We start from the raw sequence: 13110 nt of genomic DNA, 5'->3' as shown, positions 1-13110 counted from the left end.
ATGAGGCTCGTCGACACCATCGTCGTGGGGGGCGGCCCGGCCGGTCTCTCCGCGGCGCTCTACCTGGCCCGCTACAACCGTGAGGTCCTGGTCTTCGACACGGGCCACGGGCGCTCGACACACCACCAGACCAACCACAACTACCTCGGTTTCCCGGACGGCATCCCGACCGTCGACCTGCGCAAGCTCGGCCGGGAACAGCTCTCCCGGTACGCGAACGCCCGGGTCCTGCACCACCTGGTCACGCACGCCGAGGGCGATGCCGAGCGGGGCTTCACGGTCCGTTCCCAGGGGCACTCCTGGCGGGCCCGGGCGCTGGTGCTGGCCACCGGCGTCCTCGACCACTTCCCCCACTTCGAGGGCTGGGAGTCGTACGTCGGCCGGTCGATGTTCTGGTGCATCACCTGCGACGGGTACGAGAACCGGGGGCGGAGCATCCTGGTCGTCGGCCACACCGACGCGGCCGCCGGCGAGGCCATGCAGCTGCACAGTCTCACCGACCGGGTGCAGGTGCTGACCAACAGCCGGAGCGACGAGATCAGCCCGAAGTTCCGCCGCCGCCTGGAACGCGCCGGCATCCCCGTGGTGCACGACCGGATCGGGGAGGCCGAGGGCGCGGACGGGATGCTCTGCGCCGTGGTGACCCGCGAGGGCCGCCGCCTCGAACTGGACGCGCTCTTCTCCATCCAGGGCGCCACCCCCGAGACCACGCTCGCCCGGCAGCTGGGCGTCCGGCTCGCTCCCACCGGATACGTCGAGGTGGATTCCGAGCAGAAGACCAGCGTGCCGGGCGTCTACGCGGCCGGCGACCTCACCGCGCTGCACTCCCACCAGGTGACGGCTGCCGTCCACGAGGGGGCGCAGGCGGCGTCGGCCGCCAACTACTTCCTGCATCCGCCGGAGCTGAAGGCGGACTGAGACCGTATGTGGCTCGGCTCAGCGGCGGGCGCCCTGGATCTGGGCGGCCGCCTCGGCCAGGCGGGACAGGTCGTCCGCGGTCAGGGTGAGGTCCGCGGCGGCCGTGTTCTGCTCCAGGTAGCCGACCCGCTTGGTGCCCGGGATGGGAACGATGTCGGCGCCCTGGGCGTGCACCCAGGCCAGCGCGATCTGGCCGGGCATGACGTCGTGGGCGGCGGCGATCTCCCGGATCACGTCGACGACCTTCTGGTTGGCGTCGATGTTCTCCTGCGCGAACCGCGGCATGTTGCGACGCATGTCGTTCGCGGCCATGGTGTCCCGGCTGGTGACCGCACCGGTCAGGAAGCCCCGGCCGAGCGGCGAGAAGGGGACCAGGCCGATACCCAGCCGGCGGGCCGTGGGCAGGACCTCCGCCTCGATGTCGCGGCTCCACAGCGAGTACTCGCTCTGCACGGCCGTGATCGGGTGCACGGCGTGGGCGCGCTCGAGTTCGTCGGCGGACACCTCGGAGACCCCGATGTAGCGGACCTTGCCCGCCTGCACCAGCTCCGCCATGGTGCCGATGGACTCCTCGATGGGCGTCTTCGGGTCGACCCGGTGCAGGTAGTACAGGTCGACGTGGTCCATGCCGAGGCGCTGGAGCGATTCGTCGATGCAGCGGCGGATGTAGTCCGGGTCGGCCTGCAGCAGCATGCCCGCGCCGGGCTTCACGTCGACGATGCCGCACTTGGTGGCGAGGACCACGTCGTCCCGGTGCTCGCGCAGCGCGTAGCCGACCAGCTTCTCGTTCGCGCCGACGCCGTACAGGCCGGTCGCCCCGTACACGTTGGCCGTGTCGATCAAAGTCACGCCCAGATCGAGGGCCCGGTGGATGGTCCTGATCGACTCCTCGTCGTTGCCGACTCCGTACGACTGGCTCATGCCCATGCAGCCGAGTCCCTGTGCGGAGACCCGCAGACCCTGGCTTCCCAGAGCGACCTGACGCATCAGTGTTTCCCTTCGTGGTGGTGGAACCAGTGGCTGAACCGGCGGCCCACCGCATGGCCGCCCGTCAGCAGGTAGAACGCGTGCGCGAGCCCGGTGCGGCGGCCGTGCCGCACCCACAGGAAGTGGTGGTGGGGCCGGCTGTCGTGCGGGTTCGGAAGTGCATGGACCAGGACGAACGACACCAGCGTAAGCGCCGCCATGAGCAACAGGGAGGATTGATAGGCGACTTGGTAACGGCTTGACGCTGCGTCCGTGCCCGGGTGGGCGCCGAGGACGGAGAAGACCGTACCGATTCCGGCCACCCCGAGGGCCTGGCCGATCTGGAACGCGGTGGTCAGCGCACCCGAGGCGGAGCCCTTGTCGGTGGGGCGGATGCCGGTCAGGACGACCCCGATCAGCGGGGACATCGTCAGGCCCTGGGCCGTGCCGATCAGCAGCAGGGGCAGGGCCAGCTCGCCCGCCGACAGGCCCGATCCGGCGCCGCGCACGGTGGCCCAGGCGGCAATCAGGCCGCCGAGCAGCAGGACGTGCCCGAGGACCAGCACGGACCGGCCGAGCCGCGGCACGAGCCGGGGCACCAGCAGCGAGGAGGCGAAGAACGCGATGCCGACGGGGGCGAAGGCGAGCCCCGCCTGCAGCGGGTCGAGGCCGAGGCCGACCTGGAAGGTCAGCGAGGTGTAGACGGCGAGGCCGACGATGGTGATGAAGTACAGGACGCCGATGGCGATGCCCACGGCGAACGCCCGCTGCCGGAACAGGGACGGGCGCAGCAGCGGGGTGCGGCCGGTGCGGTCCAGGCGCTGCTCGTACCGGATGAAGAGGGTGAACGCGGGGACGGTCGCGGCGAACATCGCCCAGGTCCACCAGGCCCAGCCCGCGCCCGGGCCGATGAGCAGCGGCAGGACGAGCAGCAGCAGGGCGCCGCCGAGCAGGCCGGTGCCGACGAGGTCGATGTGGGCGCGCCCGGCGGGTCGGTCCGGTGCCATGACACGGCGGCCGGTGAACAGTGCGGCGGTGCCGAGCGGGACCAGCACCAGGAAGGCCGGGCGCCAGGCCAGCCCGGCCAGGTTCAGCTGGATCAGGGCGCCGCCGACGAGCTGGCCGACGACGATGGCCACGCCGATGGTGGCGCCGAACAGGCCCAGTGCGAAGTTGCGTTCGGCGCCCTCGAAGGTGTCCTGGATGATCGACAGGATCTGCGGGTAGATCATTGCGGCGCCGAAACCCTGGACCAGGCGGGCGCCGATGAGGACGGGCGCGTTGGGTGCGAAGCCGCTGACCAGCACGGCGGCGGTGAACAGGACGAGCCCGCCGAGCAGCACGCGGCGCCGCCCCAGCACGTCACCGAGCCGGCCGCCGGTGATCAGGAAGACGGCGTACACCAGTCCGTACCCGGCGACGACGAACTGCACGGCACCGAAGCCGACGTGCAGGGTCTGCTGGAGTGACGGCATCGCGAGGTTGGCGATGGAGACTCCGCCGACGACGAGGAAGGTGCAGGTGAGTCCCACGGCGAGGACGAACCAGCGGGCGCGGCCGACCGGTGCGTCGGCGGTGGGTGCGTCCTGGTCGAGTGCCCCAACCGATGCTCCGGTGGCCGGTGCCGTCATGCGGACGCCAGGGCCAGGACCGTCGCCACGGCCGTGTCCGTGGCGGAAGCCGGGTTCTGGCCGGTGACCAGGCGGCCGTCGGTCACCGCGTGGGCGCTGAACTCGGCGGCGCTCTCGTGTTTGCCGCCCAGGTCCTCCAGGGCGGTCTGGAGGGCGAACGGGACGATGCCGGTGAGGCCGACCGCGGCCTCCTCGGCGTTGGTGAAGGCGGTCAGCCGCTTGCCCTCGACCAGCGGGCGGCCGTCGGAGAGCCGCACCCCGACCAGCGCCGCCGGGCCGTGGCACAGGGCCGCGACGACACCGCCGGCCTCGTAGACGTCCCGGGCGAGCGCGGCCAGGGCCTCGTTGCCGGGGAAGTCCCACATGGTGCCGTGGCCGCCCGCGAAGAAGACCGCGTCGTAGCCGGCCGGGTCCACGTCCTCGGGGCGGAGCGTGTCGGCCAGCTTCGCACGCATCTCCGGGTCGTCGAGGAACGACTTCTGGACCGCGTCGTTCTCGTCCACGCCCGAGGCCGGGGGGCGGCCGCCGCGTACGGAGGCGAGGTCGACGCGATGGCCGGCCTCGGTGAACACCCGCCAGGGATGGGCGACTTCGGGCATGTAGTAGCCGGTGCTGCGACCGGTGTCGCCCAGCTCCGAGTGGCTGGTGACGACGATGAGGATCTTCTTCGTACGGGACATGGTCGTTCTCCTGCGGGGGGCTTCAGGCCTGGGTGGCGGAGAGGTTGCGGAAGCGGGGGCCGTAGAACACCGGACGGTCGAGATCGGTGTAGTTGTGCAGGAAGCCGAACTCGGCCGGGTACAGGCGCGGCAGGTCGTCGATGAGTGCCGGCGGGATCTGGCGCTGCATGAAGGTGAAGGAGGAGAACACCCGCAGCTTCATCATGTTGTGGACGGCTTCGCCGAAGGTCGGCCACTGCTGGTCGGGGTCGCCGTTCCACATCGCGTCGAGGTGGGCCATCATGGCCGTGTAGTCCTGGTCGAAGACGAGCAGCGCCTCCGTGATCTCCTTGCCGTCGGGGTCCTCGGCCAGCAGCTTGTCGTAGCCGTCGGCCGGCACGGCGAGGGTGTTGACCACCGAGGGCCAGTCGATCTTCGCGCCCTGGAAGTGCACGGCCTCGGTCTCGGGAGTCAGCTCGACCGCCGGCTCCGGCTCACGGTAGGTGCGCCCGTACCAGAGCTCCGCGAACTTCCCGTAGTGGGACTCCTCGTGCTGGTAGGCGGCGCCGGCCCGGATCGTCCCGCTGGTCGCGCCCTCCCCCTGCTCCAGGATCTCGTCGATGCCCTCGACCAGCTGGTCCACCGGGTCGACTCCCGGCGTCGGCACGATGGTCTTGAAGCCGATGTTGTCGCCGACCTGGTTGGCGACCCCGCCCCCCTGCACGGCGGCGCGGAGTTCGGCGGCGTTGGCGACGATGGCGTCCTTGATCTGGGCGTAGAGCTTGCCGATGGTCGGGAAGTCCTCGTGGCCGTACTCCTCGGGCAGCAGGAAGAGCGGGGACTCCAGCCGCATGAAGTTGCGCAGCTGCGGCTTGGAGAGCTTGGCGAGCCCGATGTGCAGGTCCGGCTCCACGCCACCGGGCAGGCCGTGCGACGGGAACTTCGGGTCGAGGTCCTTGATCCGGGGCCGGCCGCCGATCGCGGCGAGCATGTTGGCGGCGATGGACATGTGCACCATCTCCTCCATCAGCACGCTGCGGATGGTGTTGTAGCTGGTGAAGTTCTGCACCTCCAGCGAGAGCATCGCCGATGTGTAGACGGGCAGGGTGGAGTGCTCCAGCTCGATCGCCGTCTGGAGTGCGGAGCGGATCCAGGCGACGTTGCGCCGGACCGGGGCCTTGACGGTCGCGTCCTCGGCGGTGGTCATGGCTCGCTTCCTTTCATCGTGTGAACAAGGTGAGGGGAAGTGACGGGTACTGCCCTGTCGTTCAGGCGTTCTGGGGTGTCCTCGCCCGGCTGAGCAGGGTCACCAGGAGCAGCGAGCCGAGACCGAGCGCGACGACACCGAGGCCGATCCGGTGCATCGAGCCCAGCGTGCCGAGCACGGCGACGCCCAGCGCCGAGCCGGCCTGGCGGGAGGCGTTCAGCGCCCCTTGGGCGGTGGCGGCGAAACGCTGCGGCGCGGCCGTCGCCATGTCGGCGGTCGAGGCCGGGATCGCCGTGGTGGCGCACAGGGCGAGGGCCAGCTGGGCCGCGACGAGAAGCGCGAGGGGAGTCTCGGTCCCGGAGAAGGAGAGGATCAGGCCGGAGACGGCACCGGCGGCGAGGCCGAAGAGGATGAGCGGCCGGGTGCCGATCTTCGCGACCAGGCGGCCGGTGAAGAACGGCAGCACCGCGAGCGGCAGCGTCATGGGCAGGAACGCGAGCCCGGTCTGGAGCGCCGACATGTCCCGCTCCTCGACCATCCACTGGGTCATCGCGAACAGCAGTCCGTAGAACGCGAACGAGGCGGCGGAGCCGGCCACCAGGTCGGCCCGCACCCGCGACAGCGAGAGCACCGCCGGGGGCAGCGCCGGATCCTGGGCACGGCGTTCCACGACGGCGAGCAGGACGAAGGCCAGTACAGCGATCGCGATGGCGGTCATCGGCACGGCACGCGCCCAGCCGTCGGTGCCGCCGTCGACGAGGCCGAAGGTGAGCGAGCCGAGGCCGACGATGGACAGCAGCAGGCCCGGATAGTCGATCGGCCTGTGGGCGGCCGGGCGGTCGGCCGACAGGTTCCTCGCCAGCACCACGGTGATCAGCGCGATCGGCGGGTTGACGAGGAAGACCAGCTGCCAGCCGCCGAGGGCGACCAGGGCGCCGCCGAGCACGGGGCCCGAGACGAGACCGAGGGCGCTGATCGCCGCCCAGGCACCGACGGCGCGGGAGCGCTTGGCGGGGTCCGGATACAGCCCGGCGAGCAGGGCGAGCGAAGCGGGCACCAGTCCCGCCGCGGCGACGCCCAGCAGGGCGCGACCGGCGATGAGCAGCCCGGCGGAGTCCGCCGCCGCGCACAGCGCCGAGATGATGCCGAACGAGATCAGGGCGGCACGGTAGATCCGGCGCGGTCCCCAGCGGTCCGCGATGGAACCGGCGGCCAGCATCAGGCCGGCGAACACCACGGTGTACGCATCCACCGTCCACGGCAGCGCACTTGCCGAGGCGTGCAGATCGTCGCGCAGGTCCGGAACCGCAACGTTCAGGATGGAGGCGTCGAGCAGGACCAGGAAGTTGCCCACCACGATGCCGATGAAGCGACCCGCCGTGCGGGGGCTCCGTCGTGCCCCCCGGCTCTCGCCGGACGGCCGAGTCAGCAGTTCAGAGCTCTCGGATGTCATGGCGCCAGGCTTCCCGGCCCGCGTGCGGGCGGCCAGAAACCCGGGTGGACTTCGTGAACTCGGCCTGATGCGCATGCGGTGGGCGGACGCCGCCGCAGCTCCGACCGGACTGACGGATGCCGCGCGTTCCCTGCAGATCGGAAAGCGCCGTCGAGTTCAGGAAGTAGTCGCGGGAGGCTCTGAGGATATTCCGGGCCGCGCTAGCTTCGCCACCAGAGACCGGTAATTCCGCGCAGTGCCCGAGCACGGGGCGAATGCCGCGGTCCGGTAATCCGGAGTGGAGCGGAGAAGGATTCCATGACTGAGATCAAGAGTATCGCGGTGCTCGCGTACGACCGCTGCAGCGAGTCGGACACCATCATTCCCTGGGAGATCCTGATCGGTGTCGCGGTCTATCTGAAGGAAACGACCGGCGAGGACATCGAGGTCAAGCTGGTGGCCCTGGAAGAGGGCCCGGTCACCATGCAGATGGGCGCGAAGGTCGAGCCGCACGCGGTGCTCCAGGACGACGACCTCTACGACGTGCTCTACATCCCCGGCGGTCGCGGCTCCGGTGTCGCCACCAAGAACGAGCGGATCCTCGACACGATCCGGCACCACCACGTCAACGGCAGGTTCATCGGCGCCAACTGCGTCGGCGTCGGCATCCTGCAGCGCGCCGGCATCCTCGGCAAGACCCCGGTGACCTGCAGCCCGCCCATCTCCCGGCGGCTCAAGGAAGAGGGCGCCAACGTCGTGGAGCCGCGCCGTATGTGGCTCGGCGCTCCCGAGGACCGCATCTGGACCACCGCCGGTGCCGCGTCGATCAACGCCGGCACCCTCGCGATGGTCAACCACCTGTTCGGCGACGAGGTCGGCCGGGAGATGTCGATGTGGTTCGACACCCGTGCCGCCGAGGGACACGCCCTGTTCGGCCCGGTGGGCACCGAGCTGTTCGGATACCCCGAGGCCGAGGCCAAGATCCAGGACGAGACCGCGGACATCCTGCTGCCGCCGCTGCACTGACCCCCGCCGGCCGAGCAGACTGGAGGACCAGTGATCACGTGCACCACCGTCCTGGACGTCGCAGAGGGCAGTGAAGAGCCCTTCGAGAAGGTGCTGAAGCTCCTGGTGAAGCGGGTCAGGGAGAACGAGCCCGGTACCCCGGTGTTCGAGTTCGTACGCCACCGGACCACGCCCCGCCGGTATCTGGTCGTCGAGCAGTACGTGGACGACGCGGCACTGGCCGAGCACAGCGCCAAGGAATACCTCAAGGAAATCGTCCCGGAGATGCTGACGTACCTCGCGCAGCCGCCGCAGCTCGACGCGTACGACCCGGTCGATCAGTGAACGGGAAATTCAGGGAGCGGACATGAGCGAGCAGCCCTACTTCCACATCGGAATTGTCGTACCCGATCTGGAGAAGGCGATCGAGTACTACTCGCGGATGCACGGGCTCGATTTCACCAAGCCCGCGCATGTGACAAATCCGCGGCTCGAGGATCCGCACCCGCACGAGCAGGTCGTGCATGTGGCCTTCTCGAAACAGGGCCCGCCGTACTACGAGTTGATCGAGTCCGACGGGGACGAGGGAATCTTCTCCTCCGCCAAGGAGGGCCGGATTCTCTATCTGGGGCTCTGGGAGGCGGACATGGACGGCCGCCTCAAGGCGCTCCAGGCCGAGGGGATCGGTGTCGAAGCGGCGTCCCGGAGCGCTGAGGGCGCCACTCCGGGCTGGATCATCACGGAGCCCGATGCCCTGGGAGTCCGGTACGAGTACGTCGATCTCGCGGAGAAGCAGGCCATCGAGACCTGGATCGAGACCGATGAGTTCCCGGGTCTGTGAACCCGGACCCCGGTAGCGGTTCTGAGAGGGAGAACCCATGAAGTATGACCACATAGTCGTCGGCGCGGGCTCCTCGGGTGCCGTGCTCGCCAGCCGACTCACCGAGAACGCCGACGTCAGCGTCCTGCTCCTGGAAGCCGGACCCGACTGGGCGGACGTCGCCCAGATCCCCGGCGACATCACGAACGCCCGGACCGTGTCCGTGGAGGAGCACGACTGGGGCTACTCGGCCGAGGCCGTGCCGGGCCGCTCGCTGACGTACGCCCGGGGCAAGGTGGCCGGCGGCTGCTCGGCCGTCAACGGTGCCATCGCGCTGCGCGGCATCCCGGCGGACTACGACGAGTGGGCCCAGCTGGGCAACGACTCGTGGTCGTGGAGCGAGCTCCTTCCGTACTTCCGCCGGATCGAGGACGACCAGGACTTCGGCGGGCCGTTCCACGGCAAGGGCGGCCCCACCCCGATCGTCCGGCACACCCGGGACCAGCTGGTCCCGTTCCAGGCGGCCTACCTGGAGGCCTGCATCGACCAGGGCTTCGGCTACGTCGAGGACCACAACGACCCGGAGTCCACCGGCGTCGGCATGATCCCCATGAACCGCCGCGGCGACCTGCGCGTCTCCACCGCGATCGCCTACCTCACCGAGGCCCGCAGGCGGAAGAACCTCACCGTCCGCTCGGGCGCGACCGTGCACCGGGTGCTCTTCGAGGGCACCAGGGCGGTCGGCGTCGAGGTGGAGACCGGCGGCCGGCTGGAGAAGGTCTACGCCGACCAGGTCACCCTCTCCGCCGGCGCACTCAACTCGCCCGCGATCCTGCTGCGTTCGGGCGTCGGCCCGAAGGAGCAGCTGCGTGCCCTCGGCATAGAGGTCGTCCTCGACCAGCCGAACGTGGGCGAGAACCTGATCGAGCACCAGCAGATCACGGTGGGCCTGCTGCCCAAGGAGGGCGTCACCGACCCGGACGACCCGGACGTGCAGGTCCTGGTCCGCTACACCAACCCCGGCTCGCAGAACTTCAACGACATGCAGATGTACTTCGTCAGCCGCTACGTCGCGGTCACCCACCGGCCGATCAGCGTGATGAGCGTGCTGCAGAAGCCGGAGTGCCGCGGCCGGGTCTCGCTCTCCAGCGCCGACCCCACCGTCCAGCCGGACATCTTCCTCAACTCCTACGGCACCGACGCCGACCGCAAGATCGCCCTGGACGGGGTCCGGCAGGCCTGGGACATCGCCAACTCCAAGCAGATCCGGGACCTCTCCAGCGGCCTGTCGGACAAGCTGACGCAGCGCCAGGTCGACGACGACACCCAGCTGCTCCAGTACATCCGGGAGAACTCCGCCACCCTGTGGCACCCGGTCGGCACCACGAAGATGGGCCCGAGCAGCGACGAGAGCGCGGTCGTGGACCAGCGGCTGCGGGTGCACGGCATCGAGAACCTGAGCGTGGTCGACGCCTCCGTGATGCCCACGCACGTCAGCGCCAACCCCAACCTGACCTGCTACGTCATCGGCGAGCGCGCCGCCGAGCGGTTCCTCGCGGACGCCTGAGCGCACGCCGGAGCCACCCGGCACGGGTCCGGACCGCCGGCGCAGTCCCGAGCGGTCCGGGCCCGGTAACCCCATGAAGCCAAAGGAGTTGACCATGGCCGAGATTTCCGACGAGGGCTCCAAGCTCGTCCGGACGTACTACGAGCAGTTCCTGACCGCTCCCGGCGACCTGAAGATCGCGGACGAGATCCTCGCCCCCGACGTGGTGTTCGACAACCCGATCTCCCCGGACGGCATCCACGGCCTGCCGGCGTACAAGGAGTTCGCGCTGCGCTGGTACGGCGGTTTCCCGGACCGTGTCTTCACCATCGACGAGCTGCTGGAGCAGGGGGACAAGGTCGCCGCGTCCTTCACCATCACCGGCACCCACGACGGTGTTTTCATGGGCGCGGCGCCCACCGGCGAGCACATCACGGTCCGCGGTGCGAACATCTTCCGGATCGAGGAGGGGCGCATCAAGGAGGTCCACGCCTTCTTCGACCCGCGCCAGCTGCTCGGCCCGCTCGGCCTGGGAGCGTGAGCCGGTGCCGGCGGCCAAGGGCCGGATCGCGGTCCTGATCGAGGAGCACTTCGACCCGTCCGAGTTCCGTGACTTCAACGCGTACTTCCCCGCCCAGGGGTACGCCGTCGACTACGTCTCCCACCTGTGGGGCCAGCCCTCGCTGACGTTCGGCAGCAACCCCGACCACGGCTACGTCGAGGAGCACGTCACCGTCACCGTCGAGGTGGGCTCGCTCGACCTGGCCGACTACGCGGGCGTGGTCCTGATCGGCGCGTACGCCATGGACCGGCTGCGCTACCAGGTCGAGGTGCCGGGCCCGGGCAGCCGTAACAAGGCGCCTGCCGTGGAGTTCCTGCGCGCCGCGATGGCCGCTCCCGGGTTCAAGGTCGGCACCATCTGCCACTCCCTGTGGCTGCTGTGTGCCGACCGCGCCCTGCTGGAGGGCCGCAGGGTGACCTGCGCCCACAACATCGTCTGCGATGTGGAGAACGCCGGCGCCGAGATCGTCTACGCGGGCAACGGCACCGCGGACCTGGTGATCGACGGCGACCTGATCACGGCCAAGCACCCGCAGGTGACCGGGGAGTTCATGGCCGCCTTCGTCCGCGAGATCGAGGCGGCAGCCTGAGCCCCGTCGCACCACTTCATCTCTACGTACGGAGAAGTGTCATGCCAGAGCAGCAGCAGATCCGCGCCGCCGTCGAGGGGTACGCGGAGAGTTTCGCGAAGCGGGACCGGGAGCGGTTCGCCGCCCTGCTCGCCGCGGACGTGGTCCAGTACGAGCCGGTCGGCGGGCCCGCCAACCGCGGCCGGGCGGCGGTGACCGCCTTCTTCGACGGCGTCTTCGAGGTGATCGACCGCGTCGAGTTCCGTGTCACCGACCTGGTGATCACCGGGGACGAGGCCGCGTTCACCTTCCACATCACCGCCCACAAGAAGGACGGCGGCATCGTCGAGGACCGCGGCATCGACACCTTCCGGGTCGGTGACGACGGCCTGATCACCGAGATCAAGGGCTACCACGACGACGCCCACACCCAGGTCGCCGAGGGCTGATCGGAGTGCGGGGGGTCCTGGGCGCGCCGGAGGCGGGCGTGGCGCGCGGCACGTACACCGGCAAGGTGCGCCTGCACCGGGGGCGGGTGCGGCTCAGGGTGCCCGAAGAGGGGCACCACCGGGCCGCCTCGCCCCTGGAGCTGTTCTTCGACCTGGTCTTCGTGGTGGCCGTCGCGGAGCTGACCGAGGTCCTGCTGCATGCCCCGACCTGGGCGGGCGTGCTGCGCTTCGGGGCGCTGTTCGTCCCGATCTGGTGGACGTGGGTCGGCTACACCTTCTACGCCGACCGCTTCGACAACGACGACCGGATCTACCGGCTCATCATGATCATCGCGATGATGTCGGTCCTCTTCGTGTCGGTGGCCGTACCCCAGGCCTTCACGGGCACCGCCGGGGCGAAACGGTTCGCCCTGGGCTACTTCGTCGTACGTCTGATCCTGCTCGGCCTCTACCTGCGGGCCCACTACCACGTGCCCCGGGCCCGGGCCCTGACCCGGCGCTTCCTGCAGGGCTACGGGCTCGGCGCCGCCGTCTGGGGAGTGTCGGCCCTGCTGCCGGCGCCCTCCTGCTACGCGCTGTGGACCGCGGGCCTGCTGGCCGAGCTGCTCACCCCGATCCTGTCCGCCTCGGCGGTCGCGCGGGTGCCGTTCAACGCCTCCCACATCCCGGAGCGGTTCGGCCTGTTCACCATCATCGTGCTGGGGGAGGTCGTCGCCCTCAACGCGATCGGCATCGCCGCCAGCGGGCTGCGGACCGAGACGCTGGCCGTGGTGGCGGGATCCTTCCTGATCGCCGCCTGCCAGTGGTGGCTGGTCTTCGACCACGTCGACGCCTCACCGCTGCGCAAGTGGCGGCTGACCGGGCAGGCGTACGTCTACGGCCACCTCTTCGTGCACGGCGGCATCACCGTGACCGGTGTCGGCGGACTGCTCGCCGCAGAGGCGGCCAACGCCGGCGGTCGCGGACACGCGGCGCTGGCCGGCGGTCCGGTGCTGTGCTTCGGCATGGCCGCGTTCCTGCTCGGGGTGGGCGGCATCCACCTGCTCAACGTGGGCCTGCGGGGCGACCTGCGGGCCTGGTCACGGCTCGGCCTGGCAGCGGCGTTCGCCCTCTTCGGCGTGGCCGGCGGCGACCTGCCCGTCCTGCTCCTGGAGGCGGTGCTGGTGGTCGGCCTGTCCTGCCAGATCCTGATCGAGACCCAGGCCCCAGCGGTCCCCCACACCCTGCACGACGTCTGAGGACGGCACACGACGACAGCCCGAGGAGAAGGGCCCGGCCACCGGCCGGCCCCGCCTCCTCGGGCTGAACTCGTCGACGGGCCAAAGGGGTTGGTGCCTGAGGCTGTGC

14 protein-coding genes are annotated in these 13110 nt (G+C 70.2%); 9 read left to right on the top strand and 5 right to left on the bottom strand.

What is annotated here, in order from left to right:
- On the top strand, positions 1–918 hold the full coding sequence (locus tag ABZ471_RS16915; RefSeq protein ID WP_359067122.1) for an NAD(P)/FAD-dependent oxidoreductase: 918 nt from the start codon (positions 1–3) through the stop codon (positions 916–918).
- 18 nt (positions 919–936) lie between these two features.
- Here the strand turns inward: ABZ471_RS16915 and ABZ471_RS16910 are convergent, their stop codons facing one another.
- The 5 genes from ABZ471_RS16910 to ABZ471_RS16890 all read right to left on the bottom strand — a co-directional run bounded on the left by ABZ471_RS16910 (position 937) and on the right by ABZ471_RS16890 (position 6834).
- On the bottom strand, positions 937–1905 hold the full coding sequence (locus ABZ471_RS16910) for an aldo/keto reductase (protein ID WP_359067120.1): 969 nt from the start codon (positions 1903–1905) through the stop codon (positions 937–939).
- Positions 1905–3515 (bottom strand): MFS transporter, encoded by a 1611-nt coding sequence (locus ABZ471_RS16905; RefSeq protein ID WP_359067118.1) that lies wholly within the window; start codon positions 3513–3515, stop codon positions 1905–1907. Before ABZ471_RS16905 ends, ABZ471_RS16910 begins: the two co-directional genes overlap by 1 nt.
- Positions 3512–4195, bottom strand: coding sequence for a type 1 glutamine amidotransferase domain-containing protein (locus tag ABZ471_RS16900; RefSeq protein WP_359067116.1), 684 nt, complete (start codon positions 4193–4195; stop codon positions 3512–3514). The genes ABZ471_RS16905 and ABZ471_RS16900 overlap by 4 nt, the downstream gene beginning before the upstream one ends.
- Positions 4196–4217: 22 nt before the next feature.
- Positions 4218–5381, bottom strand: coding sequence for a ferritin-like protein (locus ABZ471_RS16895; RefSeq protein ID WP_359067113.1), 1164 nt, complete (start codon positions 5379–5381; stop codon positions 4218–4220).
- A 61-nt stretch (positions 5382–5442) separates the two neighbouring features.
- Positions 5443–6834 (bottom strand): MFS transporter, encoded by a 1392-nt coding sequence (locus ABZ471_RS16890; protein WP_359067111.1) that lies wholly within the window; start codon positions 6832–6834, stop codon positions 5443–5445.
- Positions 6835–7131: 297 nt separating this feature from the next.
- Between ABZ471_RS16890 and ABZ471_RS16885 the strand changes: the two genes are divergently transcribed.
- The 8 genes from ABZ471_RS16885 (at position 7132) to ABZ471_RS16850 (ending at position 13001) form a co-directional block, all read left to right on the top strand.
- Entirely contained in the window at positions 7132–7839 is a 708-nt protein-coding gene (locus ABZ471_RS16885; RefSeq protein ID WP_359067108.1) for a DJ-1/PfpI family protein, read from the top strand.
- Between the two features lie 30 nt (positions 7840–7869).
- On the top strand, positions 7870–8163 hold the full coding sequence (locus ABZ471_RS16880; protein WP_359067106.1) for a putative quinol monooxygenase: 294 nt from the start codon (positions 7870–7872) through the stop codon (positions 8161–8163).
- A gap of 22 nt (positions 8164–8185) precedes the next feature.
- Positions 8186–8659: a VOC family protein gene (locus tag ABZ471_RS16875; protein WP_359067103.1), complete on the top strand. Its 474-nt coding sequence runs from the start codon at positions 8186–8188 to the stop codon at positions 8657–8659.
- 37 nt (positions 8660–8696) lie between these two features.
- Positions 8697–10205, top strand: coding sequence for a GMC family oxidoreductase N-terminal domain-containing protein (locus ABZ471_RS16870; protein ID WP_359067101.1), 1509 nt, complete (start codon positions 8697–8699; stop codon positions 10203–10205).
- A gap of 94 nt (positions 10206–10299) precedes the next feature.
- The gene (locus ABZ471_RS16865; protein ID WP_359067099.1) at positions 10300–10725 is read left to right on the top strand and encodes an ester cyclase; all 426 of its coding nucleotides are present in this window, start codon (positions 10300–10302) and stop codon (positions 10723–10725) included.
- 4 nt (positions 10726–10729) lie between these two features.
- Positions 10730–11335, top strand: coding sequence for a DJ-1/PfpI family protein (locus ABZ471_RS16860; protein ID WP_359067097.1), 606 nt, complete (start codon positions 10730–10732; stop codon positions 11333–11335).
- Positions 11336–11376: 41 nt separating this feature from the next.
- Positions 11377–11763 (top strand): nuclear transport factor 2 family protein, encoded by a 387-nt coding sequence (locus ABZ471_RS16855; RefSeq protein WP_359067095.1) that lies wholly within the window; start codon positions 11377–11379, stop codon positions 11761–11763.
- A gap of 38 nt (positions 11764–11801) precedes the next feature.
- Entirely contained in the window at positions 11802–13001 is a 1200-nt protein-coding gene (locus ABZ471_RS16850; protein ID WP_359067093.1) for a low temperature requirement protein A, read from the top strand.
- The last annotated feature ends 109 nt before the right edge of the window (positions 13002–13110 follow it).

Source organism: Streptomyces sp. NPDC005728, from assembly GCF_040630895.1.
Taxonomy (GTDB): Bacteria; Actinomycetota; Actinomycetes; order Streptomycetales; family Streptomycetaceae; genus Streptomyces.
The sequence above is the reverse complement of the archived record's forward strand: the minus strand, read 5'-3'. Positions and strand labels throughout refer to the sequence as shown.

Bases quoted from the DNA above. Each gene is read 5' to 3' on its own strand.
- ABZ471_RS16915 (WP_359067122.1), top strand. From the start codon at position 1: ATGAGGCTCGTCGACACCATCGTCGTGGGGGGCGGCCCGGCCGGTCTC.
- ABZ471_RS16910 (WP_359067120.1), bottom strand. From the start codon at position 1,905: ATGCGTCAGGTCGCTCTGGGAAGCCAGGGTCTGCGGGTCTCCGCACAG.
- ABZ471_RS16905 (WP_359067118.1), bottom strand. From the start codon at position 3,515: ATGACGGCACCGGCCACCGGAGCATCGGTTGGGGCACTCGACCAGGAC.
- ABZ471_RS16900 (WP_359067116.1), bottom strand. From the start codon at position 4,195: ATGTCCCGTACGAAGAAGATCCTCATCGTCGTCACCAGCCACTCGGAG.
- ABZ471_RS16895 (WP_359067113.1), bottom strand. From the start codon at position 5,381: ATGACCACCGCCGAGGACGCGACCGTCAAGGCCCCGGTCCGGCGCAAC.
- ABZ471_RS16890 (WP_359067111.1), bottom strand. From the start codon at position 6,834: ATGACATCCGAGAGCTCTGAACTGCTGACTCGGCCGTCCGGCGAGAGC.
- ABZ471_RS16885 (WP_359067108.1), top strand. From the start codon at position 7,132: ATGACTGAGATCAAGAGTATCGCGGTGCTCGCGTACGACCGCTGCAGC.
- ABZ471_RS16875 (WP_359067103.1), top strand. From the start codon at position 8,186: ATGAGCGAGCAGCCCTACTTCCACATCGGAATTGTCGTACCCGATCTG.
- ABZ471_RS16870 (WP_359067101.1), top strand. From the start codon at position 8,697: ATGAAGTATGACCACATAGTCGTCGGCGCGGGCTCCTCGGGTGCCGTG.
- ABZ471_RS16865 (WP_359067099.1), top strand. From the start codon at position 10,300: ATGGCCGAGATTTCCGACGAGGGCTCCAAGCTCGTCCGGACGTACTAC.
- ABZ471_RS16855 (WP_359067095.1), top strand. From the start codon at position 11,377: ATGCCAGAGCAGCAGCAGATCCGCGCCGCCGTCGAGGGGTACGCGGAG.